21 protein-coding genes are annotated in these 25,639 nt (G+C 72.8%); 13 read left to right on the forward strand and 8 right to left on the reverse strand.

Annotated elements, in window-relative coordinates; translation table 11 throughout:
* Window positions 1-10: 10 nt before the first annotated feature.
* Window positions 11-952 carry a class I SAM-dependent methyltransferase gene (locus tag MNY62_RS09060; RefSeq protein WP_242343829.1) on the reverse strand — a complete coding sequence of 314 codons (942 nt, stop codon included), beginning with the start codon at window positions 950-952 and terminating at the stop codon, window positions 11-13.
* Between the two features lie 288 nt (window positions 953-1,240).
* Between MNY62_RS09060 and MNY62_RS09065 the strand changes: the two genes are divergently transcribed.
* Window positions 1,241-1,777: a DUF4142 domain-containing protein gene (locus MNY62_RS09065; RefSeq protein WP_242343830.1), complete on the forward strand. Its 537-nt coding sequence runs from the start codon at window positions 1,241-1,243 to the stop codon at window positions 1,775-1,777.
* Window positions 1,778-1,889: 112 nt separating this feature from the next.
* Here the strand turns inward: MNY62_RS09065 and MNY62_RS09070 are convergent, their stop codons facing one another.
* The gene (locus MNY62_RS09070; protein WP_242343831.1) at window positions 1,890-2,396 is read right to left on the reverse strand and encodes a helix-turn-helix domain-containing protein; all 507 of its coding nucleotides are present in this window, start codon (window positions 2,394-2,396) and stop codon (window positions 1,890-1,892) included.
* Between the two features lie 384 nt (window positions 2,397-2,780).
* Here MNY62_RS09070 and MNY62_RS09075 point away from each other — a divergent pair, with 384 nt between their 5' ends.
* Both MNY62_RS09075 and MNY62_RS09080 read left to right on the forward strand, forming a co-directional pair.
* On the forward strand, window positions 2,781-3,653 hold the full coding sequence (locus MNY62_RS09075) for an alpha/beta fold hydrolase (RefSeq protein ID WP_242343832.1): 873 nt from the start codon (window positions 2,781-2,783) through the stop codon (window positions 3,651-3,653).
* Between the two features lie 455 nt (window positions 3,654-4,108).
* Window positions 4,109-4,423 carry a TIGR04563 family protein gene (locus MNY62_RS09080; RefSeq protein WP_242343833.1) on the forward strand — a complete coding sequence of 105 codons (315 nt, stop codon included), beginning with the start codon at window positions 4,109-4,111 and terminating at the stop codon, window positions 4,421-4,423.
* 45 nt (window positions 4,424-4,468) lie between these two features.
* On the opposite strand, the gene pgaD is transcribed toward MNY62_RS09080, so the two are convergent.
* From pgaD to pgaB, 3 genes are read right to left on the reverse strand one after another with little or no spacing between them, the layout of a single operon-like run.
* Window positions 4,469-4,900, reverse strand: a complete 432-nt coding sequence (gene pgaD, locus MNY62_RS09085; RefSeq protein ID WP_242343834.1) for a poly-beta-1,6-N-acetyl-D-glucosamine biosynthesis protein PgaD — start codon at window positions 4,898-4,900, stop codon at window positions 4,469-4,471.
* Between the two features lie 19 nt (window positions 4,901-4,919).
* Window positions 4,920-6,182, reverse strand: coding sequence for a poly-beta-1,6-N-acetyl-D-glucosamine synthase (gene pgaC / locus MNY62_RS09090; protein WP_242343835.1), 1,263 nt, complete (start codon window positions 6,180-6,182; stop codon window positions 4,920-4,922).
* Window positions 6,183-6,194: 12 nt separating this feature from the next.
* Window positions 6,195-8,165, reverse strand: a complete 1,971-nt coding sequence (gene pgaB / locus MNY62_RS09095; protein ID WP_242343836.1) for a poly-beta-1,6-N-acetyl-D-glucosamine N-deacetylase PgaB — start codon at window positions 8,163-8,165, stop codon at window positions 6,195-6,197.
* Between the two features lie 475 nt (window positions 8,166-8,640).
* Here pgaB and MNY62_RS09100 point away from each other — a divergent pair, with 475 nt between their 5' ends.
* The gene (locus MNY62_RS09100) at window positions 8,641-9,987 is read left to right on the forward strand and encodes a M48 family metalloprotease (protein ID WP_242343837.1); all 1,347 of its coding nucleotides are present in this window, start codon (window positions 8,641-8,643) and stop codon (window positions 9,985-9,987) included.
* A gap of 310 nt (window positions 9,988-10,297) precedes the next feature.
* Here the strand turns inward: MNY62_RS09100 and MNY62_RS09105 are convergent, their stop codons facing one another.
* Window positions 10,298-11,164, reverse strand: a complete 867-nt coding sequence (locus MNY62_RS09105) for a ChaN family lipoprotein (protein ID WP_242343838.1) — start codon at window positions 11,162-11,164, stop codon at window positions 10,298-10,300.
* Between the two features lie 309 nt (window positions 11,165-11,473).
* Between MNY62_RS09105 and MNY62_RS09110 the strand changes: the two genes are divergently transcribed.
* From MNY62_RS09110 to MNY62_RS09120, 3 genes are all read left to right on the forward strand, one after another.
* Window positions 11,474-12,127, forward strand: a complete 654-nt coding sequence (locus MNY62_RS09110) for an SOS response-associated peptidase (protein WP_242343839.1) — start codon at window positions 11,474-11,476, stop codon at window positions 12,125-12,127.
* 172 nt (window positions 12,128-12,299) lie between these two features.
* Window positions 12,300-14,939, forward strand: coding sequence for a DUF5916 domain-containing protein (locus MNY62_RS09115; RefSeq protein WP_242343840.1), 2,640 nt, complete (start codon window positions 12,300-12,302; stop codon window positions 14,937-14,939).
* A gap of 76 nt (window positions 14,940-15,015) precedes the next feature.
* Complete coding sequence (locus tag MNY62_RS09120; protein ID WP_242343841.1) at window positions 15,016-16,161, forward strand: glycosyltransferase; 1,146 nt, start codon at window positions 15,016-15,018, stop codon at window positions 16,159-16,161.
* Here MNY62_RS09120 and MNY62_RS09125 read toward each other — a convergent pair.
* Window positions 16,122-18,434, reverse strand: a complete 2,313-nt coding sequence (locus MNY62_RS09125) for an efflux RND transporter permease subunit (protein WP_242343842.1) — start codon at window positions 18,432-18,434, stop codon at window positions 16,122-16,124. The genes MNY62_RS09120 and MNY62_RS09125 overlap by 40 nt on opposite strands.
* A gap of 139 nt (window positions 18,435-18,573) precedes the next feature.
* Here MNY62_RS09125 and MNY62_RS09130 point away from each other — a divergent pair, with 139 nt between their 5' ends.
* From MNY62_RS09130 to MNY62_RS09155, 6 genes are all read left to right on the forward strand, one after another.
* On the forward strand, window positions 18,574-19,431 hold the full coding sequence (locus tag MNY62_RS09130) for a phosphate/phosphite/phosphonate ABC transporter substrate-binding protein (protein ID WP_242343843.1): 858 nt from the start codon (window positions 18,574-18,576) through the stop codon (window positions 19,429-19,431).
* Window positions 19,428-20,090, forward strand: coding sequence for a hypothetical protein (locus MNY62_RS09135; RefSeq protein WP_242343844.1), 663 nt, complete (start codon window positions 19,428-19,430; stop codon window positions 20,088-20,090). The genes MNY62_RS09130 and MNY62_RS09135 overlap by 4 nt, the downstream gene beginning before the upstream one ends.
* Window positions 20,087-21,100, forward strand: coding sequence for a hypothetical protein (locus tag MNY62_RS09140; RefSeq protein ID WP_242343845.1), 1,014 nt, complete (start codon window positions 20,087-20,089; stop codon window positions 21,098-21,100). The genes MNY62_RS09135 and MNY62_RS09140 overlap by 4 nt, the downstream gene beginning before the upstream one ends.
* An 86-nt stretch (window positions 21,101-21,186) precedes the next feature.
* On the forward strand, window positions 21,187-21,840 hold the full coding sequence (locus MNY62_RS09145) for a hypothetical protein (RefSeq protein WP_242343846.1): 654 nt from the start codon (window positions 21,187-21,189) through the stop codon (window positions 21,838-21,840).
* A 137-nt stretch (window positions 21,841-21,977) separates the two neighbouring features.
* Window positions 21,978-22,331 (forward strand): DUF2277 domain-containing protein, encoded by a 354-nt coding sequence (locus MNY62_RS09150; RefSeq protein ID WP_242343847.1) that lies wholly within the window; start codon window positions 21,978-21,980, stop codon window positions 22,329-22,331.
* A 9-nt stretch (window positions 22,332-22,340) separates the two neighbouring features.
* Window positions 22,341-23,576, forward strand: coding sequence for a DNA glycosylase AlkZ-like family protein (locus tag MNY62_RS09155; RefSeq protein WP_242343848.1), 1,236 nt, complete (start codon window positions 22,341-22,343; stop codon window positions 23,574-23,576).
* Window positions 23,577-23,725: 149 nt separating this feature from the next.
* On the opposite strand, the gene MNY62_RS09160 is transcribed toward MNY62_RS09155, so the two are convergent.
* Window positions 23,726-25,621: a L,D-transpeptidase family protein gene (locus MNY62_RS09160; RefSeq protein ID WP_242343849.1), complete on the reverse strand. Its 1,896-nt coding sequence runs from the start codon at window positions 25,619-25,621 to the stop codon at window positions 23,726-23,728.
* Window positions 25,622-25,639: the final 18 nt, after the last annotated feature.

The raw sequence follows: 25,639 nt of genomic DNA on the forward strand, positions 1-25,639 counted from the left end.
CGCCGCCCGCTCATGGGCGGAGCGTCAGGACGGCCACGAGCTGGTCTCCGCGGCCTTCCGCGTTCAGCCGGCGCACTCGTCGCCCGAGCGCTGCACGCTCGCGCGCAGGCAGGACGCGCGCGTCCCAGGGGGCGCCGGGGCGAACGAGCGGTATGCCGCGCCTCGCCTGCTCCGAGCCCCAGAACTGGAACTCCGTGGAGTCGTACTCGATGCGCTGCAGAGAGAACCCGGTCGCGTCTGCGAGCGCGCGAAGGCTCTCCACGCTGTGCAGGTACAGGTGACGGGGGGCGTCTATCTGGATCCAATGCTCCCGGTAGTGCTCCCAGGCGGCCGAGGACACGGTCGGGATGCGCAGGAGCAGCACGCCCTCCGGCGACAACCGGTCGCGCGCAGCGTTCAGGGTCCCGTGCTGATCGGGCAAGTGCTCGAGCACGTGATGGAGCATGATCAGCTTGTACGCGCCGGTGACTGCGTCGAGCGTCTTCTTGTGCGCGATGACGCGACCCTCGACGACCACATCCGCCGGCAAGAAGGCGTCGATACCTTCCGCTCGGGTGAACCCCGCTCGGACGAGATCCAGCACACGCTGTCCGTTGCCGCACCCGACATCCAGCACCGGATCGTCGCGCCGGACTCGAAGGTCACGGAACCGGCGGAGATCGGCGTTCGGGTGATGCGCATACAGGAGGCGTCCGATCGGGCCGCCACGGCCTTCGTAAGCCCATCGATCCACGAGGGCTCGACGGATGCTCCGCTTGCGAAGCTTCGGTGCCGCGAAGCTGTAATACGCACCCGTGTAGTGGCGGCTCAGATCCTCCGGGATCTGCCCGATCTGCAGGCACCCGCAGGACCGGCACTGGAAGTAGTCATACGACTCCCGCGTGCCGAACATCACCTCCGGAACACGGTAGACAGCTCCGCCCTCTCCGCTGCAGATCCGGCACACGTTCATCGTCGCGACATCGTAGCCGAGATGAGGCTCCTCTGGCGGCCGGCCTGACCCGGCTCGTCGCCGCCGCAACCCACGGCGGCGGACGTGCTGCCGCGGGGGCGGCGGTCAGGCCCCAGCGGACGCCGGGACCGACGGCGACCTCGCAGCGCTCACGAACGAGGCCGTCGACGATCACCTCCGGGTGCCCGGGGGAACCCTTCGCGCCCGCGGGCGTCGTGGAGGGTGACGATCGCGCGAGCGGTGCGATCGGGGCGGTTGGACGCGGACGCGTCCTCGCGAGGAGAGCACATGCGGATCTCGGGCTGGAGTCATGCGGGAGTCTGCGCCGCGCTGCTGCTGGCCGCGGGCGGCGCACGGGCGCAGGCGTCGGCGCCTCGGCAGGCGGAGCGGACGGATCGGATCTTCCTCGAGCGGGCCCTCGGCGTGAACGAGCTGGAGCTCCGGCTCGGACGCCTCGCCTCCGAGCGGGCGGCGAGCCCCGACGTGAAGGCGATGGGTGAGAAGATGATCGAGAACCATGGCGCGCTGAAGCGGCGGCTGGCCGAGCTCGCGCGGGCTGCCGGCGCCTCGGGCGACGCCACCCTGACCGCGGAGCAGCAGCAGACGTTCGCGCGGGTCGAGGCGCAGACGGGCGCCGCGTTCGACGACGCGTTCCGGAAGACCGTCGACGCCGGCCACGTCGGCGAGCTCGCGATGTACCGGGACGAGGTGACCCGGGCGGCGAGCCCGCAGCTGCGCGCGTTCGCCGAGGAGCGCGTCGGGAAGCTCGAGCAGGCGGTCGCGAAGCAGCAGCAGCCCGCGAGCGCGATGTCGCAGGAGAGGTAGGCGCACGAGCCACGCTTCGGGAGCACCTTCGGCTCCCTGTCCGGGAGCGAGCCTCGGGTCGGCCAGCGACGATTCGACGTGCCCGAGCCCCCCCCGAGCGTCGGCTCCGCGTTCAGCGATCGAGTCCGGCGGAGTGGAGGCCGCCGCCCGGCGCCCCGACGACCTCGAAGAAGGTGCTCTCCGCGGCGCGCCGCCGGCACGCGCGCGCGAAGCCGCTCGGCGAGCTGCCCACGAGTCGCCGGAACGTGCGCGTGAAGTGACTCTGGTCGGCGAAGCCGAGCGCGGCGGCCACACCGCCGATCGTCGTGCCGCCGCCCTCCAGCAGCTGCTTCGCCCGCTCGACTCGCGACCGGAGCACGTACGCCATCGGGCTCTCCCCGGTCCTCAGGCGGAACTGCCGGGCGAAGTGGAACCGGCTGACTCCGGCGACGGCGGCGAGCTGGCCGAGTGACAGGTGCTGCCCGACGTTCTCCTCGATGAAGGCCGTCACTCGCCCGAACGCAGGCTCGCCGAGGCCGCCGGGCCGGGGGACGTCGCGGGCGCAGGTGTGCCGAGCGAGCAGGCGGAGCGCGACCGCGTTCGCCGCGCCCCCGACGATCTGCCGACCCTGCCTTTGCATGCGGCGGCCCCACCGGCGGCGGCACCGGACGAGCCCGATGCGGCAGGACGAGCAAGTCATCCGGCGACGGTCCCCCGTCAAGGCTCGTCAGGGCTCCGGCCAATTCCCATTTACGAGCCCCGGGCCCCTCGACTCCCCAGGCGCACGCGATCCACGTCGCAGCACGACGGTTCAAGACACGGCCCGGAGCAACGCACAGCATCCCCCACGGACGTCAGCGGAGGAGAGACATGAGCGCCATCTCGCCCCGCGAGCAGCGCGAGATCGCCCGGCGGTCGCCGAGGTCGCGCTCGCGTTCGTGAAGCAGCACCACCCGGCGCGCTCCTCGGTCGTGGAGCGCGTCTTCACTCGCGGGGACGCTGAGCCCCAGCAGGAGCCGAGGCCATGAGCAGGATCACGACGAGGGACGGCACCGAGATCTTCTACAAGGACTGGGGCTCCGGGCAGCCCGTGGTCTTCTCGCACGGCTGGCCCCTCACCGCCGACGCATGGGACGCCCAGATGATCTTCCTGGGCGAGCGTGGCCACCGCGTCGTCGCTCATGACCGGCGAGGACACGGGCGGTCGAGCCAGCCGTGGACCGGCAACGACATGGACACGTACGCGGACGATCTCGCCGAGCTCCTCGGCGCGCTCGACCTGCGGGAGGTCATCCTGGTCGGCCACTCCACCGGCGGTGGCGAGGTTGCCCGCTACGTCGGCCGCCACGGCACGGCGCGCGTCGCCAAGGTCGTGCTGCTCGGCGCCGTCCCGCCGCTGATGCTCGAGACGAAGGCCAACCCCGGTGGCCTGCCGATCCAGGCCTTCGACCAGATCCGCGCCGGCACGCTCAGGGACCGCTCGCAGTTCTTCAGGGATCTGGCGGTGCCGTTCTACGGCTACAACCGGAAGGGCGTGAAGCTCTCGCAGGGCGTCGTGGACGCGTTCTGGCTGCAGGGGATGCAGGGCGGCATCAAGGGCGAGCTCGACTGCATCAAGCAGTTCTCCGAGACGGACTTCACGGAGGACCTGAAGAAGTTCGACGTGCCGACGCTCATCGTGCACGGCGACGACGACCAGATCGTCCCGATCGCCGCCTCCGCGCTCCGGTCAGCGAAGCTCGTGAAGGGAGCGACGCTGAAGATCTACCCGGGCGGCCCGCACGGCATCGCCACCACGCTGGCGGACAGGTTCAACGCCGATCTGCTCGAGTTCATCCGGTCCGGAACGCAGTACGTCTCCATGCCTTCCGAAGGCACGCAGCCCCTGACGCACTAGCCCTCTCGACACTCTCCCGACCCAGGGCCGCAAATCGGCGATGCCGAGCCGCGGGGCCTATCGCGGTGCGTGGAATAGGCGCATGGTCGAGTGACGGCCAGCAGCCTGGGCCGAGAGGAGTAGGTCATGGCAAGCAACAATTCCTGGAGCTCCTGGTCCCTGACGACGAAGCTCACGGTCAGCGTCGGTCTCGCCCTCGCCGCCGTGCTCGTCGTCGCTCTCAACTTCGCTTAGCCACCGTATGCGCGCCCCGGTGAAACCGCCGGGGCGCCCGGTCGGCGTGCGCCCCGTTCACCGATGCGAAGGATCGAGCCGCCGATGCCACCGTGCTCGGCGCCCGGCCTTCCCCCGTTCGGGCGAAGCGTCGGTGCCGTTTTGCGCATCCGCAGGCCGCGGAATTGCCGAACGTGTCGACACGCGTACGATGCGAGGACCACTGCGGAGGGATTGCAGGGATGGCCGCAACCGAAAAGCAGAAGCAGTCGCTGTACTTCCCCGACGAGACGCTGCGCGAGATCATGAAGGAGTCGATCCGGCTCGACCGGTCGCTCTCCTGGACCGTTCAGCAGGCATGGCGCGTGGCGCGCGCGCAGGTCCAGAGCTTCCCGGCGGCGGACCGGCGCGACGAAGCCGCCCGCGAGCCGAGAGTTTCTCCCGTGCGCGAGCCGCAGGCCTCCAGCGAGCGCGTCGCCGATTTCGATCGGCGCCGACCCTCCGCTCAGGTCCGCGAGTTCCTCAGGGGGAAGTTCGACCGCGAGCTGACGAGCTAGCTGAGGCCGCGACCCGCGGCTCACAGCGTCGTTCGCACCGCGCTCTCAGGCCGCCCGGCGTTCCACCCGGATGATGCGGCCGCCGTCGTCGTGGTGCACCACGCACACGGCGGTGCCGCGGCCGGCCAGGATCTCGTCCTCCGACAGCTCGAAGTGCCGGGCGTAGTCGCTCACCGACTGCACCTCGGGGCTGCGCACCTTCAGCGCCGGCAGCCGGTTCCACAGGAGCAGGGTTCCGGAGGTCCCGACCAGCGCCATCGCGTACCCCTGGACGTCGGGGGTCGAGCCGGCGGACGCGAGCTTCATCAGCGCGAGCTGGGAGAGGACGTTCACGTCGGCCGCCCAGGAGAAGGACCGCATCACCGGGTACCACAGCTTCAGCCACGCCCCCCACATCAGGACGGTGGAGGCGTCGGAGCAGAGCCGCTGATGCCAGCGCAGGCGATCCCGCGCGTTGATGATGAGTGAACCGCTCATTTGTTCGATCTCTTCGACGTCAGCGAATGCCACGGTCCGGGCTGATCCAGCGAGCCCGCTTGCCCTGGCTGCGCAGGAGGACCTTCGGGTATGCCACGACGATTGACGCGGTGTTGATGATCCAGAACGCGAAGGGATACCAGATCATCCAGAACAGGTTCCGCCCGAGTCCGCGGTCGTAGCGGCTGTCCAGCCACTTACTGAACGCGAACTGCAACAGGCAGGTGGTGCCCAGGATGACGCCGCTTCCCTGCGGGCTCAGCGGGGAACCTATCACCGGCAGAGCGCCCCCGGGAAGCAGGATCCCCTGGAGCCACAGCACCGTCAGGAGCAGCATCGAGTAGCACCAGAACACACTCACGCACATCTCCACCAGCAGCGGCCACAGGAAGCTCTGGCTCGGATGACGCAGCACGTCGAGGTTCTTCAGCAGCACCTGGGCGCCGCCCATGGCCCAGCGCAGACGCTGCTTCCACAGCCCCTTCAGCGTCTCCGGCATCAGGATCCACGTGAGCGCATTCGGCTCGAAGCGCACGTCCCAGCCCGCGCGCTGAAGCTTCCAGGTGATGTCGATGTCCTCCGTGAGCATGTCGGCGCTCCAGTAGCCGACCTGGTGCACCGCCGACTTGCGGAACGCCGTGATGACCCCGCTGACCGTGAAGATCCGGCCGAAGCTGCGCTGCGCGCGCTTGATGATGCCGACCATCGAGGAGAACTCTCCGACCTGCAGGCGCCCGAGCAGCGTGGAGCGGTTGCGGATCCGGGGGTTGCCCGTCACGGCCCCCACCCACGCGCCCTCGACGAAGTGGCGGACGAACCAGTGCGCGGCGTGCTTGTCCAGCAGCGCGTCGCCGTCGATGCAGATCAGGATCTCGTGCTTCGCGAGCAGGCTGCCCGACTGCAGGGCGATGGCCTTGCCCTGGTTCTGCGCGAGGTGCACCACGCGCAGGCGGGGGTGCCGTGCCGCCATGCGCTCCAGCACCTCGCCCGTGCCGTCCTTGCTGCCATCGTTGATGGCGATGACCTCGAACTCCGGGTAGTCCAGCGCGAGCGCGTGGCTCAGCGTCTCTTCCGCGTTCTCGGCCTCGTTGTAGCAGGGGACGAGGATGCTCACCGGGGGCGCGCCCGGGGTCGCCGGCGGCCGGCCCCGCGCCGCGTCCGCTCGCTCGAAGCGCCAGTAGAACAGCGCCGCCCCGATCATCCACAGGAACGACATCAACAGCGGGTAATAGAAGACGAAGGCGAGCAACCCGTGCCACAGCGTCTCGAGTCGAGGCGTCACGGGGCGGCCCTCTCAGCGCGTCGCGGGCGCATTCGGCTTGACGTCGAGCACCGTCTTCATGACGCCGGTGGCGGGCTGATCCGTGAACAGGCCGTCGGGGTAGTAGCCGACGTGCTGCACCCCCATGCCGTACAGGCTGCGGATGTCGTCCGCGAGCTCCCTGCTGCCGATCGGACGATTGTCCTCGCGCCAGTCCACGGACTGGAGCTCGAAGACGACCTTCTTCATCGCCCCCGGGCGGTCGTTCACCGCGTTCACCAGGTCGTGGAAGAACGCGGCCGGATCGGCGGCCCTCTCCATGTAGGGCATGGCCATGATGGCGGTGAAGTCGTAGCGCGCGATCGAGTTGTCGAGCGACTGCGAGTACCAGACCTCGGCCTTCGGGTTCAGCACCACGCGCGCGTACAGGTTCCTCGCGACCTTCAGCGTGGGCTGCTGCTCGCGCACCACGTCGGCCAGCTCCATCGCGAGATCGTCCAGGGCGTTGATCTTGAGGATGGTCCAGCGTCCGATCAGGTCGTCGCTCTTGCGGATCTCCTGGACCGATCCGGGCAGCCCCCACGCCTGGTAGGTCTTGAGCGCGAACGGGCTCGCGTCCTCGTAGTCGGACAGCGTGACGTCGTCGTGGAAGAGCAGGCCGTCGAAGGGCGCCGACCGCGCGAGGTCCTCGTAGATCTCGCGGACGGCCTGCCGCGCGCGCGCCGAGAACGGCGAGAGCCGGAGATATCCCATGTTCACGCGCCCGGTCTTCTCCCCGGGCAGCGTCACGACCCTGTCCCCGGCGGCCGGGTTGCTCGCCGGCAGCTCCCAGGACAGCGCCGGCATCCACGCGTACAGCCGCCTCACCTGCGTGCGCGTGCGGATCTGCCAGGCCACGCGGTTGAACAGATCCGCGCGCATGGGCATGTGGCGGCTCGGGAAGTACACCGCGTCCGCCGAGCCGTTGCCGTCGGGATCGGAGAAGGCCTGCAGGTAGACCGCGTTCACGCCCATCCGGGCGATGCGGTCGAGCAGGTGGCTGAGGTTCCTCTCCTGCTGCGCGGGATCCGCGTCGTACACGTAGTCCAGATCCACGTGCATGATCTTCTGCGGGCGGTCGTTGTCGGAGAGGTTCTGGTTCCGGATGGTGACCTCGCGCTCGAGATCCCACAGCTTCATCCCGCGCTCGACCAGGATGCGGCGCAGCCCCCAGAGCGGCGTGTCGTGCATGTTGGCGCCGTCGTCCAGCGTGAGCCCGATGCGCATGCCGAGCCGCTCGGCGATCTCACGCGTGGTCTTGTTGTACCGGCCATAGGGCCACGCGATCACGCGCGGCGACTTGCCGGTGTGGCGGCGGATGAGCTCGCCGTTGCGCTCGAGATCCGCCTGCACGCGCTTCCGATACGCCGCCTCGTCCTCGTGGCGCTTCTCGTCCGGCAGGTAGCGGCGCGTCGTCGTCGCCGGCTGCATGTTGCCCTGCGGGTTGCCGAGGATGCCGCGGTGCAGGTCGAAGCTGTGGCTCCCGATCTCCACGAGCCCGCTCTCGCTCAGCTCGCGCAGCTCCTTCCAGGACAGCAGCTGCTCGCGGGGGAGCCTCTTCCCGTCGAAGTCCACCGTGCCCTTCTCTTCGAGCCAGCTCCCCACGACGTTGATGACGGCGGGGATGCGGAACATCTTCAAGACGGGCCAGGCGTGCTCGTAGACGGACTGGTAACCGTCGTCGAAGGTGATGAGCACCGCCTTGTCCGGGAGCGCCCTCCTGCCTTCGCGGCTGGCCAGCACTTCGCCGACGCTCACGAAGTGGTACCCGTGGTTGCGCAGCCAGTCCATCTGCCTCACGAAGTCGGTGGGCGTGACGGCGTACTGCGGCACCAGCGCCTGGGCCGGGTCGGCGACCTCGTGGTAGCTGAGCACGGTGAGCTCCTCTTCCGTGTCGGCCACGGTGCGCGCGGCCGGCAGCAGGAGGAGCAGCGCCCAGAGCAGGGGCAAGAGTCGCGTCGTCATCGGCGTCCGAACGTCCGTCGGGTCAGGAGTGGCAGAGGCTGCGAACGTGAGCGGGCGCCGCCACGGACAACCTGCGCTCGAAGTAGACGAGCGGCGCGGCATGATCTTCAAGTTGCCGGGGTGGCGTCAAGCCGCAGCCCGGCCATCCTGCCGTAGCGCCTGAAGGTTCGGGGCTGGACCCCGGCGTTCGGCCCGCCGCCGCCCACCGCCTCGACCCCGGGTGGCCGACGCTGTCCGCCGGTCACCTACATCGGGACCCCTCGCCCCCGAGACGTCCAGCCGGGACGGCGGGCCGGTGCGATGGCAGGTGGAACACCGGTCCAGGCGGCAGCGCCCCTCCCGACCTCGCGTCACGCACCACTCGAGCGCCGGCCGCAGCCTCCATCGCACGCCCGCGCCGTCCGTCCCACCCGCAGTCCGACGACGGCGTTCACCCTCCGTCTGCTATCTTGTGCCCTCCAGGCCAGGGGGGCCCATGTCACTCGACCCGCGTCTCGTCTCTCCCAAGGAGAAGCAGCTCTTCGTCGCCGGCGCGATCCTCTCCGGGATCGCGTGGCTCGGAGTCATCGTCTCGCTCGTCGGCATCCTGTACGCGCTCCTCGGCGCGCTGTTCTTCCTCGCCGCGCACGCGCTCTTCCTCGCGCACGCCCGGACCAACGGGATCCGGGTGGACGAGCGGCAGCTCCCGGACCTGCACGCGCGGGTGCGAGCCGCCGCCGTCCGGCTGGGGATCCAGGAGCTCCCGGAGATCTACGTCGTCCAGGGAGGCGGGCTGCTCAACGCGTTCGCGACGAAGCTCCTCTCCCGCCGCTACGTGATCCTGCTCTCCGACCTCGTGGACCACTGCGAGGATCCTCGCCAGCTCGACTTCGTCGTCGGACACGAGCTCGGCCACTTCGCCGCCGGGCACCTGAGGTGGAACCTCTTCCTGCTCCCGTACCGGCTCGTGCCGTGGCTCGGGGCCGCGTACTCCCGTGCGTGCGAGTACACCTGCGACCGCTTCGGCCTCGCGGCAGCGGGTGACCTCGAGCACGCGATGCGGGGCCTCGTGGTCCTCGCCGCGGGCGGCCGCATCGCCGCGCGGGTCGATCTCGCGGCCTTCACCTCGCAGCGCGACGAGGCCGGCGGCTTCTGGGCGACGGTCCTCGAGCTCACCTCGTCCCATCCGTTCCTCTGCAAGCGCGCCGCGGCGCTGCAGGAGCTGCACGCGCCCGGCACCGTCAAGCCGGTCCGGCGCAGCGTCGCCGGCAGGGTCCTCGCGCCGGCGCTCGGCGCGCTCGCAGGCGGACCGGGCGCCGCGCCCATGATGATGGTCGCGATCGTCGGGATGCTGGCGGCGATCGCGATCCCCAACTTCATCCGCTACCAGGTCAAGGCGAAGGACGCCGGGGCCAAGGCCGCGCTCGAGGCGCTCCACAAGGCGCAGGTCGCGCTCCACCAGCGGACCGGGAGCTTCCGCGAGCTCCAGGTCGGGGAGCAGCCGCCCACCGCGGCGCGGGTGACCTGGACCGACGCGGAGCTCGCGGCCGCGCGCGAGATCGGCTGGGAAGGCGCGGGCGCCGGGCACCACGTGTACACGGTCGCGGTCGGCGCGACGAAGGACGGGCGGCAGGCCCTCGCCGCGTGCGCCGAGAGCGATGCGGACGGCGACGGCGTGTACGCCGCCTGGATGATCTGGGAGCCGGTGAAGGACCGGAAGGGAAACCTCGTCGCGCCCGTGGCGCCCTGCCGGTTCCAGCCGAAGCTCGGCCGGGAGCCTGTGTTCTCGGCGAGCGACTCGCCCGGCGTCGCGGTCCGGGTGTCGCCCGACGACGTGTTCTAAACGACCGAGCATTCGGAAACAGACAACGAGCGAAGCGAACCCGCCGGGGCGACACCGCGATAGCGGCGAAGCCGCCCGCGGTGGCGCACGGGACCCGGCGAGCAGGGTGGGGCCCCGACGAGCTCTGCTCGGCGGGGCGGGGGCGCAGCCCCCGTCAGAACATGGCTAAACGACAGCGCGATGCGCGACACCGAAGGTGATCGCGAATCGCGGACTGTCGTTTAGAGTCCGATCAGGGCCTCACCCGGCTACGCCTCGCCGGGTGAGGTCTGCCCACCGGCCCGCCCGGTCCATTCCGGGGACGCCCTGCTCAGTTCGACGCCTGGCGCGTCCCGGCGCCGAGGTGGACCGCGAAGTCCGCCACCTCCCCGAGCCGCTCCGCTCCGGCGACCGGGACCTCGAGGACGAGGCCGAGGGGAAGCGCACCCGCCGGTCCGTGGAACGACACCGCGGCACCAGGCGGCCAGAGTCCCTCCCCCGGCGCCGCCCCGGTGAGCAGCCAGACCGCCGCGACCTCGTTCCGCGAGAAGCCCGCCTCCACGAGCCGGGCGCCCACCGGCCTGCGCGACGCGGAGTCGTAGAGGTACCGGCCCGCCATCAACGTGTGCGCCATGCCGCCGTAGGCGACGACGCGGGCCTCCGGGTACTCCCGCGCCGCCCGCGCGATGGCCGCGGCCATCGTGCCGTTCCGCGTGTCGGCCGCGAGCGCGCGCATGAGCGCCACCCGCGCCTCGTTCTCGTCGCTGGCCACGACGGCGCGGACCGCGGAAGGGTGCGCGCGCGCCCACCGCACGATGGGCAGGTACGGCAGCGCCCCCCGTGGCCACGCGCCCGCGAGCGCCGCGCCGTCGCCCCCGTCGCGGTACGCGTCCAGCGCGCCCTGGACCCGGGCCGGGAGCTCGAGCAGCAGGACCGCGGGGCGGCCGTCGCGAGCATGCAGCTCACCGAGCAGCTCGGTGAGCCTGGCCGGCGGCTCCGCGAGGAAGTGGCTCTCTCCGACGAGCAGGATCCGCCGCGCCGCCAGCGACCCGACGAGCCCCTCGCGATCCAGCACCGAGGCCTGGAGCGCCGCGCCGGCACGGGCGAGCGCAGGCGCATCCCGGGCCACCTCGGCGCGCGGGATCCGGCGCGGCGTGAGCGCGACCCGAACGCCACCCAGCACGGCGATCGCGGCCACGCTGGCGATCAGCGCGCGATGACGCAGCCTCGAGGTCTCCAGCATCAACCCTCCACTCCCAGTTGATACCCGCCTCGCCTCTCGGTCAAGCTCCGGTGTTCGGCGCGGGTGCCCCGGCGCGGTGCCGGAGGCCCGCCGCGCCCACGCGCGCGACGGGCTCGCGCCCTGGAGGCTCCCCCGCCCCTGCGACGAAACCCGGAGCGATTCCGGCAGGCGCGGCCGGGCCCACCCGCCTCCACCCGCCTCCACCCGCCTCCACCGGCCTCCGGCTCGCCGGGCGAGGCTCGCTTCCTCTATCCTTCCGCCCTCATGTGCGGCCGCTTCGCCCTCGCGACCCCCGGGATCGACGTCCTCGCCCACGAGCTCGGCGCCACCGTGAGCCGGGAACCCGCGCTCGCGTACCGCCCGCGCTGGAACATCGCCCCCACCCAGGACCACTGGATCGTGCGCCTCGTACACGGGCGCCGCACGCTGGTCAGCGCCCGCTTCGGGATCGAAGGACACAGCGGACGCCTCGTGTTCAACGCCCGCAGCGAGACGGCCGCCGAGCTGCGGACGTTCCGTGACGCGTTCCGCGGCGGGCGCTGCGTCGTCCCGGCGGACGGCTTCTTCGAGTGGCAGGGCGGGCGCGGAGCTCGGCGGCCGCTCTGGTTCCACGCTCCGGACGGCGGGCTGCTTCTCTTCGCCGCCCTCGCGCTCGAGCAGCGGGGGGCGCCTGCCTTCGTCATCCTCACCACCGCCGCGAACGACCTCGTCCGGCCCGTCCACGACCGGATGCCGGCGCTGCTCTCCCGCGACGCCGCGGAGGAGTGGCTCTCCCGTCCCGACGCGGCGCTGCTCCGTCCCGCTCCGGAGCGCTGTCTCGTCTCACGCGAGGTCTCGGAGGCGGTGAACGACGTCGCTAACGACGGGCCCGAGCTGCTCGAGCCGCCGGCGCCCCGGGCTCAGCTGAGGCTGCTGTAAGAAGTCGCTTGGCCCGCGGACCGAACGTGGACCCCGCGAGGACGCCGACCGCCTCGAGGCAGGCTCGCTGACCGCGCGACGGCGCTGAAATACCGGTCGGGGAGCGGCGTACGGGAGAGACGCCACCGTGGTTCGGTCACGGCGGCGGTCACCGGTCCTCCCTGGGATGCCCTTGAGACGAGCTCGACCGATTCCGAACCCCGTCGTCACACGCGCCGCCATCGCGGTCGCCTGTCTCTTCACCTCGTCCGGCGCCGCCGCGGCCTCGGACGCCATCGTCGCCCGGCGCACCTCCGGGCACCTCCACCTGGACGGCCGGCTCGACGAGGCCGCGTGGCGCGTCGCGCCTGCGTTCTCGGCCTTCGTCGAGAGCTTCCCGCGGCCCGGCGTCCCCGCGGATCCGCGCACCGAGGTGCGCGTCCTGTACGACGACGAGACGCTGTACGTCGGCGTCACCTGCTTCGATCCGCAGCCGTCGGCCATCGTGAGGCAGCTCGCGCGGCGGGACACGGACCTCACCTCCGACCGCGTCGAGGTCGCGATCGACGCGGACGCGGACGGCCGCACCGCCGTGGACTTCAGCGTGAACGCGGCGGGGGTCCTCCGGGATCAGCTCCTCTTCGCGGACGTGAACTCGACGGACAGCTGGGACGCCGTCTGGGACGCCGCCGCCTCGATCGGCGCGGACGGATGGTCGGCCGAGATCGCGATCCCGTTCCGACAGCTCCGCTTCTCGGAAGAGCGGGAGCAGAGCTGGGGCATCGTGGTCCGGCGCTTCATCCCCCGAACCCACCAGGTGCTCGACTCGACGCTCGTCCCGCGCGAGGCGAACCCGGTCAACGCCGGCGGGCTGGTCGTGTCGCGATTCGGCCGCCTCGAGGGGCTCGTCGAGCTCCAGCCGCGCCACGGGTTCGAGCTCCTGCCCTACGTCGCCACGCGAACGACTTTGCGCCCCCAGTTCTCGGACCCCGGCCGCCCCGGGCCGAGGCTCCTCGATCCGGCGCTGGACGTGGGGCTCGACTTCAAGACCGCGCTCGCGAGGCGGCTGACGCTGACGGGCGCGGTGAACCCCGACTTCGGCCAGGTGGAGACGGACAAGGTCATCCAGAACCTCCAGAACGCGGAGCCGTTCTTCCCGGAGAAGCGGCCGTTCTTCCTGGAGGGGCTCGACGTCTTCCAGCCGGTGGGGGCCGAGTACGGCTCCCCGCAGCAGCTCTTCTACTCCCGGCGGATCGGCCTCGACGCGCCCATCCTCGGCGCGGCCAAGGTGACCGGCGCCGCCACCTCTCGCCTCCAGATCGGCGTGCTCGACTCCCTCGTCATGGGAGCCGGGAACAGGTCGCTCGTGCCGGTCGGCTACACGAGCCCCGACTCCGCGACGCTCGCGCCGTACGAGGAGCGGCCGGACCGGCGCTGGCGCTTCCGCCTCGCCCAGCCGTTCCATCTCGGCCCGGAGGACGCGCTCCCCGGCGCGCACCCCGTCACGACCAACTACTTCGCAGCCATCGCACGACAGCGGCTCTCGGGCGGCTCGACGGCCGGCGCCACCTTCACCGCCGCGACGCCGCTCGAGCCGCGCTGCCTCCGGAGCGAGTTCCCGGGCGAGGCCGAGTACGCCGCCGCCGGCTGCGCCTCGCACGGCGCGAACGCGCTCGGGCTCGATCTCGACGTGCCCGGGGTCTGGGGCGGCTTCGCCCAGGTGGAGGCGTCGCAGGCCGTGGGCGGTCCGGCCGAGGGCCGCAAGCTCTGGGACGGCACGGTGCTGCGCGCGGGCGACCTCGGCTTCGGCGGTCACATGCGCGCCGGGAAGCTCGGCGGCGAGCCCTGGCGCTTCGACGTCACCTACGTCTACGAGGACCCGAAGCTCGACCTGAACGCGGTCGGCTTCCAGCCGCTGTCGAACTACCAGTGGGCCGATCTCGACCTCCACTACGTGCGCCCGAGCGGCCTCGGGCCGTTCCACGCCTTCCAGCTCGACTACAACCTCGACGTCAACTGGACCGCGGACGGCGAGTGGCTCCCGCGAGGCATCAACACGAACGTCTTCTCCAAGGTGCAGCTCCCCGGCTACCAGACGGTCGGCGTGCGCGTCGGCGTCGAGATCCCCCAGTACGACACGCGAGAGATCGCGGAGGCCGGCGTCCCGTTCGAGCGCATGGGCGACGTCTTCGCCTCGCTCGTCCTCGGCTCGGATCCCAGCCGGGAGCTCCAGGCGAGCGGCGACGTCTTCGCGTACCGGGCGATGCGCCAGGGCGCGTTCGAGCCGATGACGGGGTGGGGCTGGGATCTCTCGATGAGCTGGCGGCCGCACCACCGGCTCGAGACCCGCCTCGACGGAGCGTTCGGCCACAAGCCCCAGGGCCCGCGCTGGGTCGAGACCCTCCCCGACGGCACCGCGATCTTCGGCCTCCAGGACCCGATCTTCCTCTCGCTGACGCTCCGCCAGCAGCTCGTGTTCACCCCCCGCCTCTCCGCCCAGCTGTATGCGCAGCTCTTCACCTCCGCCGTCCGCTACGGCCGGGACTTCTACGGCGCCTCGCTCCAGGGACGGTCGCGCCTGCCGCTCTCGGAGCTCGGGCCGACGCCCTACTCAGGCTCGCCCGACTCGCACGACGCCGTCGTGAACGTGAACGCGGTCGTCCGCTGGGAGTACCGGCTCGGCTCGACGCTCTTCTTCGTCTTCACCCGCTCGCAGAGCGAGCTCCCCTTCCGCGACGGGTCGGTCCCCTCCGGCATGGCCGCGCCCCAGCTGTTCCGGGGGCGGACGACCGAGTCGGTGCTCGTGAAGTGGTCGTACTGGTGGGACGCCTGAGCCCGACCCAGAGTTCCGCGCCGCACCAGCGGAGACCGCTCCCCGCGGGCGCCCGACCGGTTATCGTCCCAATCCGATGCCCCCCGTCCGCCGCCTCCGCATCGCCTTTGTCGCGGACACGTTCGACTCCGCCATCGCCGGCGGGGTCCGCTCGGCGCTGCGGTTCGTGGAGGCGCTCCGCGAGCGGCACGAGGTGACGGTCGTCGCCGCGGGCGCTCCCGGCGAGGGGATCGTCGCGCTGTCCGCGTTCTACCTGCCGCTCGTCGGCAGGATCATGCGGGAGAACGGCTTCGTCTTCGCGGTCCCCCGGCGCCGGACGCTCGAGGCGCTGTTCCGGCGCGTGGACGTGGTCCACGTGCAGTTCCCCTTCTGGCTCGGGCTCCGCGCGGCCGGGATCGCGAACGCGGTGGGGACGCCGCTCGTGTCCGCCTTCCACGTGCAGCCCGAGAACCTGCTCTACAACATCGGCCTCCGCTCCCCGCGGCTCGTCGACTGGACGTACCGGCTGTTCCTGCGCCGGCTGTACGATCGCTCGGCGGCGGTGGTGTGTCCGAGCCGCTTCGCGCTCGAGGAGCTGCGCGCCCACGGGCTCCGGGCGCCCGCCGAGGTGATCTCGAACGGAATCCCGCCGGGCTTCGGGCCCGCGCCGCTCGAGCGGCACGAGCGCCACCGCGGGAAGCTCCTCGTCGTCGCCGCGGGCCGGCTCGCGCGCGAGAAGCGGCTCGACGTCACGATCGAGGGCGTGCGGCGCTCTCGCCACGCCGGCCGGATCCAGCTCGTCATCACCGGACGCGGGCCGGAGGAGGAGGCGCTCCGGCGCCGGGCAGCGACGCTCCCCGTCCCCGCCGAGGTCGGGTTCGTGAGCGAGGACGAGCTCCGTCGCCTCCTCGTCACCGCCGACCTCCTCGTCCACTCCTCGGAGGTGGAGCTGGAGGGGATGGCCGTCCTCGAGGCGCTGGCCTGCGGGACGCCCGCGCTCGTCGCCCGGGCCCCGTACAGCGCCGCCCGCCAGTTCGCCCTCTCGGAGGACTTCCTGTTCGAGCCGGGCGACGCCTCCGACCTGGCGCGCCGCCTCGACCTGCTCCTCGACGCGCCGGAGCGGCTGCGCGAGGCGCGCGCGCGGTGCCTCGCGCTCGCGGAAGCCTTCCGGTTCGAGGACTCGGTCCGCGAGCTCGAGGCGCTCTACCTGCGCGTGGCGCGCGGAAGCGCCGCGGCGGGCTGATCGCGCTCGGCCCGAGGCCGCTCGCGCCGCGCGATCCAGAGCGCGGCCGGCAGCGCGCTGAAGTCCGCGAGCATCGCGAGCAGGAACGCCGCGGCCGTCACCACCCCGAACTGGCGGATGGGCGGGAAGGTCGAGAACGAGAGGCCGAGGAACCCGGCCGCGTTGATGAGCGTCGCGAACGCGATCGGCCGCCCCGACACGCGGAGCGCGTGGCGGAGCGCGCCATCGAGTCCCCCCTCGCCCTCGCCTTCGTGCAGGTGGTGGAAGAAGTGGATCTGGTCGTTCTCGGTCGTCCCGAGCACGGTGGTGGCGATGAGGATGGTCGCGACGTTGAGCGGCGTGCCGGTGAGCCGCATCCCCAGGAACGTGACGAGGATCGCGAAGACGGACGGGATCATCGCCATGAGCCGCGCCGAGGCGCTGCGGAACACGAACAGGAACACCACGAAGATGAGCGCGGCGGTGATGGCGAAGCTCTCGGCGAGCGTGGGCACGAGGCTCGCCCCGACCTTCGCCTGGAGCAGCGACTCTCCGACGATGCGCATCGACGCCCCCTCGAGGGCCGGCGTCCCGGCCGCGGCCCGCGCCCAGTCGGCGCGCAGCGCCGACTCGAGCGCCCGGAAGTCCCGCTCCTCGGTGCCGCGGAACACCACCGTGAGCTGCGCGTTCGAGAGGGAGCCCGCGTCGATGAACGCGCGGAGCTCCGGCTCGGAGAGCAGGAGCTGCTCGACGTCGCCGGCGAGCGCCGCGAACGCCTGCGGATCCGCGGGGAGCGTGTCGTCCCCCGTCGCGAGGTAGCGGCGCATCCGCAGGAACGTCGAGGGGCCGACGACCGAGGTGACGTCCGGCTCGCGCTCGACCGCCGCCGCGAAACGGTCGACGGCGTGCAGCACCTCGGGGTCCGTGATCGCGCCGCGGGTGCGCACCCACACCCGCGCGACGTTCAGCCCGCCGACGTGGTCGCGGTAGTAGACGATGTCCCGGTGGATCGGGAGCGAGGAGTCCACGTAGTCGAGGGAGTCCACGCCCACCTTCATCGGCGGGAGCCGCCCCGGCACGCCGGCGATCGCCACGAGCCCCACCGCCGCGAGCACGAGCGCTCCCGGGACGAGCACCCATCGCAGCCGCCAGGTGAAGGTCGGGACCGCCGCAGCGAGCCGATCGTAGAGCCGGGTGCGCACCGGGACGGCGCGGCCGGTGGGCGTCCGGAGCGCCTTCTGGAGCGCGGGGAAGAGGGTGAACACCGTCACCCACGAGAGCGCGAGCCCGGCGGCGGTCCACAGGCCCATCTCGCGGATGGGTCGGATCCTCGAGACGGAGAGCGCGGCGAACCCGAGCACGGCCGCGAGCGTCGAGGCGGTGACGGGGAGGAACTTGTTCGCGAGGGCGAAGACCTGGTGCGCGTCGACGTCGGCGCCCTCGGGCTGATCGACGAACCGCGACTGCACGTAGACGAGGTTCGCGAGCGTCGTCACCATCACCGTGAGCGGGACGAGCGCCGAGACCACCGTGAACGTGAACCCGAGGAGCCTCCCCGCCGCGACGCCGAGGGCGACGGCGGTGCCGAGGGCGACGACGATGGCGACGAGCGTCCGCCAGGAGCGGTACAGGAACAGCACGAGCGCGACGACGAAGAGGCCGAACACCGGGAACCACCGGACCGACGCCTCGCGCGACGCCCGCTCGATCCAGGCCTCCACGTAAGGCGCGCCGACCCGGCGGACGCCGCGCACCGCGTCGTGCGGCGCGCGGGCGATGGCGGCGTCCAGCGCGGCGAGGAGCGCGTCGCGCCGGGCCGGATCGCTCGCGTCGAGCGCGACGGCCATCCCCTGGAAGCGATCGCCCACGAGCCCCTGGCGGCGGAAGAACGAGGTCCCGGTCGCGAAGGCGCGGAACGCCGCTGCGCCCTCCCGGGTCGGGGCGAAGCCGGGATGGGCGCGGCGGTAGACGTCGAGCGCCGAGTACGGCGACACCCCGGGGATCGCGCGGAGCGCGGCCTCGAGCGCCTCGGTCTCAGCGAGCACCTCCGGCCGCCAGGGGTCGTCCGCCTCCAGGAGCAGGATCACGATGGGGCGCTCGGGGAAGATCGCCTCGAAGTCTCGCGTCGCGACGTAGTCGGGATCCGAGGGAACGATGAGCCCGGAGATGCCGGCGTCCGATCGGATCCCGACCGCCAGCGCGACCGCCGCGACGAGCAGGAGCGCGTACGCCGCGAGGATCGGCGCGCGCAGCGCGACGATCCGGCTGAACGCCCGGAGCAGCCGTGGGCTCATCGCCTCGCCGCCACCTGGAGTGAACGCCTGGTCAGCCGGACGACCTGGCACATGTTCCTTCCATAGCGGACCCGGACGGAACGACCGAGGATACTCTTGGGCCCCGGCTCGCCCCGTGCAGGTGCGCTAGGTTCACGGCGTGAGCTTCGGACGTCACGGGTACCTGGCGGCTGCGCTCGCGGCCTCCGTCGCCGGCGCGACCGCGCTGGCGGCGGCGCCTGCGCCGGTGATCGTCGTCTGCGCGCCAGGGTCGCCCGGGACGACCGAGGAGGCGCGGGGCGCGATGGACGCCTTCGCCGCCGCGCTCGCCGCGAAGGCGGGGCTCCCGGCCGGCGGGCTCGGCGCGACGTACACGCCGACCGAGGACGGCGGGATCGCGCGCCTGCGCGCCGGCGACGCCGCGGCGGCGATCGTGTCCCTGCCGTTCTTCCTGAAGCACGAGAAGGCGCTCGCGCTCCGGGCCGAGCTCCAGCCGGTCCCGCAGGGCGGAGCGGGGCTCGAGCGCTGGAGCCTGGTGGTCAAGAAGGGGCGGGGCGCGACCCCCGCGGCCCTCGACGGCTTCACCATCCTGTCCGCCGCCGGGTTCTCGCCGGGGTTCGTGAGCGGACCGGCGCTCGGCGCCTGGGGCCGGCTGCCCGCGAGCGTGCGGATCGTGCAGTCGGCCGCGGTGCTGTCGGCGCTGCGGCGCGCGGCGGCGGGAGAGCCCGTCGCCGTCCTCCTCGACGGCACCCAGGCTGCGGCGCTCCCGAGCCTCCCGCTCGCGTCGGAGCTGGAGGTCATCGCACGCTCTCCCCCGCTGCCGGTGGGGATCGTCGCCACGGCGGACAGGCGCATGCCGCCGGCGCGCTGGGCGAAGGTCCGCGCCGCGCTCCAGGCGCTCGCGGCGGATCCCGCGGGCGCGGAGGCGCTCGCCGGGATCCGGATGTCGCGCTTCGAGGCGCTCGACGCGAAGGCGCTCTCCGCCGCGCGACAGGCGTACGCGGAGGCAGGCCGGTGAGGAGGGGCGGCGCGTCCGGCACCCTCGCCCTCGCGCTGGCGGGAGCGCTCGGCGCGGCCGCCCCCGCCGTCGCGGAGGCGGCTGCCGCGGGGCGTGACGCCGACGAGCCCCTCGGAGAGCACGACGGATCGCGCCACGCGCTCGCCGTCGGACCTCACGCGACCACCTTCTTCAGCGAGGAAGGGAGCCAGTACACCTTCCTCTCCGGGAGCGTCGGCTACCTCGGGTCGCTCGGGGCCCGCGGCCCGTTCGTCCACGTGTTCGCGCTCCTCCCGCTCCAGGCGCGCCAGGACGGCCGCGTGTACGCGACCGGCGACTACTACCGGCGCCGGTCCGGGGGAGACCTCCTCCTCGGCTGGCAGTGGCGCTGGTCGGTGCGCCCCGATCTCGAGGCGGAGGCCGGCCCCGGGCTGCACGGGACCCTGGTCTACCTCCCGGGCAAGCCCGGCTACCGCGACTTCTCCGCCCTGCCGCTCGGCGTCGGCGGAGGAGCGGTCCTGCGGTGGAGACGGGGCGACCACGGCTTCTCGCAGCCCATCACGATCGGCGCGTACTGCGCCGCGGCGTACGACCTGTACGACCCGCTACGAGCGGACGACCTGGCGCATGGCTTCACGTTCAGTACAGGGTTCGTCCTCGGCCTGGGGGTCTCCCGGTGACTCCGGCTGGCCGCTTCCGGTCCCGCTCGGCGGTGGCCCTGCTCGCCCTCGCCCTCGGCGCCTGCGGCCCGTACGCCGAGGTCGCGCAGAAGCTCGACGTCACCGCGCGTGTGGCCGGGGACACCTGGATCGCCGCCGTCGGGCCGGAGGTCCGGGTCCTCCTCGTGGGGACGCCCTCGAGCGACGGCTCGGCCCCGTTCGCGTTCACCTCGATGCAGATGCCGATCTCGAGCGGCACCTCGGCGATGACGCTCCAGGGGACGTGGACGGAGGTCGGGACCGACGGGATCGCGACGCTGCGCGTCGAGCGGCAGTACACGCTCCCGGACGAGCGGTCCACGTCGCTCCTCAGCCGGCGCGGAGCGTGGCGCACGGACGAGCGGCGCACGATCCAGCTCAGGGTCACCCCGGACGGCGACCGGCTCGTCCTCGCCGGGGACGTCGCGCTCTCCGGGACGTACGCCGCGTTCGGCGGCGCGCTCGCCCGCCTCGGCACGGGGACGGCGCGCGACGCCGCCTGCGCGTTCCAGATCGCGAACCTCGGCATCCGCAGCTCCGAGGTCCGCATCATCGGGTTCGGCGGGCCCGGAATGACCCAGTACCAGCGGGCCGAGACCTACGTCGGGACGGTCGCCGGGAGCCTGCGGGTGTCCCAGAGCGGCTTCACGCACAACACGACCACCATCCGTTACTCCGCGTTCGAGGATCTCGGCGGCGCCCGGGTGGACGGGCCGCAGGTCACCGACGCCAACTCGGGAGGCGACGGCCACATGTCGGGCGTGCTGACCTTCGCCCTCCAGCCGCTCTCGCCGGACGGCTCGGCCGCCACCCCCATCACCGGCACGATCGACTACGGCGGCGCCGGCAACCCCGCCGATGCGATCCAGATCTCGAACGGGACCGCCAGCGGAGGGGTCTACGTCGTCTCGATCCAGGGCGGCGGCACCGCACGGGTGAGCCCGGAGACGCCTCCGTCACCCTCCGTGGCCGAATGCCTCGGTCTCCCGTGAGCCCTGGCGGTTTCCGCCGCAGCCCGTACATTTCCGACCGGCGCGCCGGATCGCGACGCGACGTGCTCGCCCTCGAGAGGTGATCCATGCGCAAGCTCTTCCTCGTCTCGGCGTTCCTGCTGGCGTGCGGCGGCAGCTCCAGCGACGGCGGCGGCGGCCTCTCCGGCACGATCGGCGGCCGCTCCTTCACTCCCCGCGAGGTGAGGGCGATCCCGGCCGGGACCGGCACGACGCCCTGCACGGTGCCGGTGCTCGGCGCCGTCGGCGTCAAGGCGCTCGCGATCGACTTCGCGTCCTACGCCGACGCCTGCGGCGACTACGCGACGAGCCAGTGCAGGCTCCACGCTGATGCACAGAACGTCACCCTGCTCTTCGCGAAGCTCGATCCGTCGGGCGCGGAGCCCCCGCTGAAGGCCGGGACGTACACGGTGTACGGGAGCGCCACGACGGCCGTCCCGGACGGAACGGGCCTCCTCACGGTCGCGTTCGCCGAGTCCCTCGCGACGGGCGCAGCCCCGACCTGCGCGGGCACGCCGAGCCCTTCGGTGCAGGGAGGCACGCTCCGGCTCGACCAGGTCACCGGGTCGACCGTCACCGGACACGTGTCCCTCACCTTCCAGGACGGGAGCTCGCTCCAGGGCGACTTCTCGGCGCCGGTCTGCCCCGGGCAAGGTCCTGACATCTGCATGCTCGCGACCGCGCAGGCGCTCTGCACGATGCCCGCGGTCTGCGTGCCGTAGCGCTGCGCGCCCCTCGGCATCCCTCCCCCGGCCAGGACGAGCGCCTCGCGGGTCCGCGCGTCGAGCGTCGACGTGCAGGAACGAGGTGAACCCGAGCGGACCGGGGATTACGACAGGGGCGTGCCTCGGAGGAGCCCATGTGCCGCAACATCCGCGTCCTCTACCACTTCGAGCCGCCCACGACGGCCGAGGAGGTCCGCGCCGCCGCCCTCCAGTACGTGCGGAAGGTGAGCGGTCTCCGGGAACCGTCGGCGGCAGACGCCGGGACGTTCGAGCGGGCCGTGATCGAGATCGCCTCGAGCACGGAGCGACTCCTCGGCTCGCTCCAGGCCCGCACGACCGTGAGGACCCGCGAGCACGAGCAGGAGAAGGCGCGCGCTCGCGGGGCGAAGCGCGAGGCTCGGGCTCGCGAGGCTCCGGCCCAGGGAGAGCACGCGGCCGAGGCGCGGGTCGCCGTCGCCGGGCTGGCCCGCCGCCGGCCCAGGCGATAAGACGTCGCCATGCCCGCCTCCGCGCCCCGGCGCGCTCGCCCGGGCCCCTCGGCGACCGCGCTCACGCCGGCCGAGGCCCGGGCGTTCCTCGTCGGCCACCACGCCCTCGCGGCGCCCGAGCTGCCGCAGGGCCCCGCGGGAGTCCGCGCGCTCCTCGCGCGGCTCCGCTGCATCCAGCTCGATCCGCTCGATCCGCTCGGCACGAACGCCGACCTCGTGGCGCTCGCCCGCATGGACGGGATCGCCAAGGGCGACGTCTACCGCCACCTCCTGCCCGGCCACGCGTTCGAGCACTTCGCGAAGGAGCGCTGCCTGCTGCCGGCGAGCGCGTTTCCCTGGTACCGGGCCGAGCTCGCGATCGAGGCGCCGTGGTGGTCGCACGCCGAGCGGCTGCGCCGGCTTCCCGCCGGTGTGGTCGAGAAGGTGCTCGACGAGGTCCGCGAGCGCGGGCCGGTCGCCGCCGACGACCTCGCCGATCACGGGCGCGTCGAGCCGCTCGACTGGAGCGGCTGGCGCGGCACGCCGCGCGCCGCCAAGATGGCGCTCGAGGTGCTCCAGACGCGCTGCGAGGTCGTGGTCTCCGGGCGCGGTCCGAGCGGAAAGCTCTACGACGTGCCGGAGCGCGCCCTGCCGGCAGCGGCCCGCGCGCGCGTCCACCCGTCGGACCGGACCACGGAGGATCGCGTGGAGGCCTTCCGGCGCTGGGCGCTCCTCGAGCGCGTCGAGGCCGCCGGGCTCCTCTCCCGCGCCGGAGGCGCGACCTGGTCGATGCTCGATCCTGCCCGCCGGGCGGGGATCCCCGAGGCGCTCCTCGCGGAGGGCGCCATCGAGGAGGTCCACGTGCTGGGCTCGACGCGCACGTACCTCGCTCCGCGCGGGTTCGCCGAACGCCGTCACCCGGCTCCCGACGGCAGGATCCGGCTCCTCGGCCCGCTCGACCCGCTCATCTGGGATCGCGCCCTCGTCAGCGCGGCGTTCGGCTTCGAGTACAGCTGGGAGGTCTACCGGCCGGCCCACCTGCGCCGGTTCGGCTGGTACGTCTGCCCGCTCCTCCGCGGCGACGCGCTCGTCGGGCGGCTGGACGGCGCCCTCGCACGGGGCGCGCTCCGGATCCGCGCGGTCTGGGCGGAGCCCGGCGGCGAGCTCGACCGCGCCGCGCTGCTCGCGTGCCTCGAGCGCCACGCGGCCGCGTGCGGCGTGGACCGGGTGGTCCTGCCGCGGCGCATCCGCGTGAACCGCGGCTGAGGGCTCGCGCATCAGGGCGCTGATCGCTCGAGTCGACCCCGCTCACCGCTCGCCCTTCACACGGGCTCAGGGCGAGCGGTCTTTGGTCCGCCCGGCCGCTCATCGTCGCAGCACGAGCCGGGGAAGATCGACGCAAGCGGCCACGGCCCTCAGGGTACCGCGGGGTCCGCGGCGTCGACGGGGACGGCCGGCGGCGCCGCCCCGGGAGCCTGCACCTTCGGCCGGGGCCGGCTCAGGCTCACGAGGCGCTGCGGCACGCGGCGGATCTTGCCGCGCACCGTCCCCTCGAGCACCTCCACCTCCACGGGAGGCGTCAGCTCCCAGCGGTAGCCACGGTGCGGGATCGGGTGCCTGAGCTTCATGCCGCGCCAGGTGAACTCGTGCACGAAGGGTCGGGTGATGAGGCCGTGGCGGACGTGCTCGCGGTGCTGTAGCAGGAACGACGCGAGCTGCACCGCGGCGTGATTGAACAGGCGGTGACAGCCGTGGCTCTCGCTGCCCAGGATTGACTGATAGTTCACGGAGCCGTGGGTTCGGATGCCGTTGTCGTACCAGAGCGTGGCGTCCGCGGCCTCCACCGGCCGGAGATGCGGGAGCATCACCAGCCCGTACGCGGACGCGTAGCCCGGACCGAGGAGGTCGGTCTCGGGCAACCATCTCTTCGATCCCTGCGCCCGGTGCACCAGCGCGCGGGCCGGGGTCTGCGGCGGCGGCAGCCACGCCGGCGACGCCACGACGAAGCGCCACAGCCGCTTGCCCACGTCGGAGTTCTTGTAGCGGAGCCCGACCCGCCCCCGGGGCCCCACCTCCTTCTTCCATCCTCCGATGGTGGTCGGCCAGCGGACGAGCGCGATCTCCTCCCCGTCGCCCGTGCGTGCGTAGAGCGTGAGCGTGGGCCGGTGCGCGATCCTCCCGCGCCACGTCGGGAGCTCGTACCAGACGTCCCCGCGATCGATCTCCGCCCGCAGCTCCATGTGCTCGGCGTGGTACGCGGGGACGGGTGGAAGCCGCACGGCGACGACGAGCCGGCGCGTGGCGCCGAGCCCGCGCACGCGAAAGAACCCAGCGGCCGCGGCGGGATCGGTCCACCCCAGGGCCTGCGCCGCCGCCTCCGTCGCCGGAGACACCAGGTCCGGCGCCCCGGCCTCCAGCGCGTCGTACGGGTCGGCGGGGAAGAACGCGTCCCCATCGATGCGCCGCGACAGGACGGCGCCGCGCGCCGCCGCCGCGCTGCCGTCCTCGATGAGGCCCGTGGCGTCGACCACGCGCGCGCGCAGGGACCGCAGCAGCGCCCTGAAGTCCAGCTCGCGGCTGTCCTCCGCGAGCGCCCGGCGCGTCTCGGGATCGAGCGCGCCGCGGGAGACGATGGTGTGCTTGCGCTGGTAGGCCTCGAGCGCCTCCTGCAACCGCCATCGCGGCGTCCGCCTCGCGGGGGGCAGGAGCCGCTCGCACTGGAGCCGCTGCTCGAGCGCCGCGAGCGCGCCCTTCACGTCGGCCGCGCTGGCTGCCGCGGACGGCCGCGGCGACCCCTCGAGCGCCTGGATCGCAATCCCGTCGACCGCGGCGTGGCAGAGGTGGCGCTCCTCGTCGAGGAGGCGGGCCGACAGCACACGAAAGCTCGGAAAGATCCCGTAGAGCTCCAGGAACGCGTCGCGGCGCGCCCGCTCCCCGTCGGGCCCGGACGGGAACTCTTCGTTCGCGAGCGCGACGTAGGTCGCGCGGTACGGCTGCGGCAGCTGCACCAGGTTCTCTGGATCCCGGAACAGCAGCGGCACCCAGTCGTCGGACAGGTCCAGCAGCGTGAGGCCCTGCCGCCGCGCGTCCGCAGGGCAGGCGCTCCCGACCTGCCGGCCCTGCTCGAGCACCGGGACAGGGGCGTCGCACTCCTGCGCCGTCGCGTCTTCCGGGGTCGCGCGTTGCTCGACGTCCGCTGCGGGCGCGGGCTCGGGAGGCGCGGGCGCGCGGACCGGGACGGGCGGCGGCGGCGGCGCGCACAGGCATCCGCCGAGGATCGTCAGGACGAGGGGTGAAACGAGCCAGGACACCCGCGATCCTGGCGAAGG

It is taken from the genome of Anaeromyxobacter terrae (genome assembly GCF_022690685.1).
GTDB classification, from domain to species: domain Bacteria; phylum Myxococcota; class Myxococcia; order Myxococcales; family Anaeromyxobacteraceae; genus Anaeromyxobacter; species Anaeromyxobacter terrae.

What these genes read in the sequence shown, in the direction of transcription:
- MNY62_RS09080 (WP_242343833.1), top strand. Translation starts at nt 4,109, where the DNA reads ATGGCCGCAACCGAAAAGCAGAAGCAGTCGCTGTACTTCCCCGACGAG.
- MNY62_RS09100 (WP_242343837.1), top strand. Translation starts at nt 8,641, where the DNA reads ATGTCACTCGACCCGCGTCTCGTCTCTCCCAAGGAGAAGCAGCTCTTC.
- MNY62_RS09110 (WP_242343839.1), top strand. Translation starts at nt 11,474, where the DNA reads ATGTGCGGCCGCTTCGCCCTCGCGACCCCCGGGATCGACGTCCTCGCC.
- MNY62_RS09075 (WP_242343832.1), top strand. Translation starts at nt 2,781, where the DNA reads ATGAGCAGGATCACGACGAGGGACGGCACCGAGATCTTCTACAAGGAC.
- pgaD (WP_242343834.1), bottom strand. Translation starts at nt 4,900, where the DNA reads ATGAGCGGTTCACTCATCATCAACGCGCGGGATCGCCTGCGCTGGCAT.
- MNY62_RS09120 (WP_242343841.1), top strand. Translation starts at nt 15,016, where the DNA reads ATGCCCCCCGTCCGCCGCCTCCGCATCGCCTTTGTCGCGGACACGTTC.
- MNY62_RS09150 (WP_242343847.1), top strand. Translation starts at nt 21,978, where the DNA reads ATGTGCCGCAACATCCGCGTCCTCTACCACTTCGAGCCGCCCACGACG.
- pgaB (WP_242343836.1), bottom strand. Translation starts at nt 8,165, where the DNA reads ATGACGACGCGACTCTTGCCCCTGCTCTGGGCGCTGCTCCTCCTGCTG.
- MNY62_RS09145 (WP_242343846.1), top strand. Translation starts at nt 21,187, where the DNA reads ATGCGCAAGCTCTTCCTCGTCTCGGCGTTCCTGCTGGCGTGCGGCGGC.
- MNY62_RS09060 (WP_242343829.1), bottom strand. Translation starts at nt 952, where the DNA reads ATGAACGTGTGCCGGATCTGCAGCGGAGAGGGCGGAGCTGTCTACCGT.
- MNY62_RS09155 (WP_242343848.1), top strand. Translation starts at nt 22,341, where the DNA reads ATGCCCGCCTCCGCGCCCCGGCGCGCTCGCCCGGGCCCCTCGGCGACC.
- MNY62_RS09065 (WP_242343830.1), top strand. Translation starts at nt 1,241, where the DNA reads ATGCGGATCTCGGGCTGGAGTCATGCGGGAGTCTGCGCCGCGCTGCTG.
- MNY62_RS09125 (WP_242343842.1), bottom strand. Translation starts at nt 18,434, where the DNA reads ATGAGCCCACGGCTGCTCCGGGCGTTCAGCCGGATCGTCGCGCTGCGC.
- MNY62_RS09070 (WP_242343831.1), bottom strand. Translation starts at nt 2,396, where the DNA reads ATGCAAAGGCAGGGTCGGCAGATCGTCGGGGGCGCGGCGAACGCGGTC.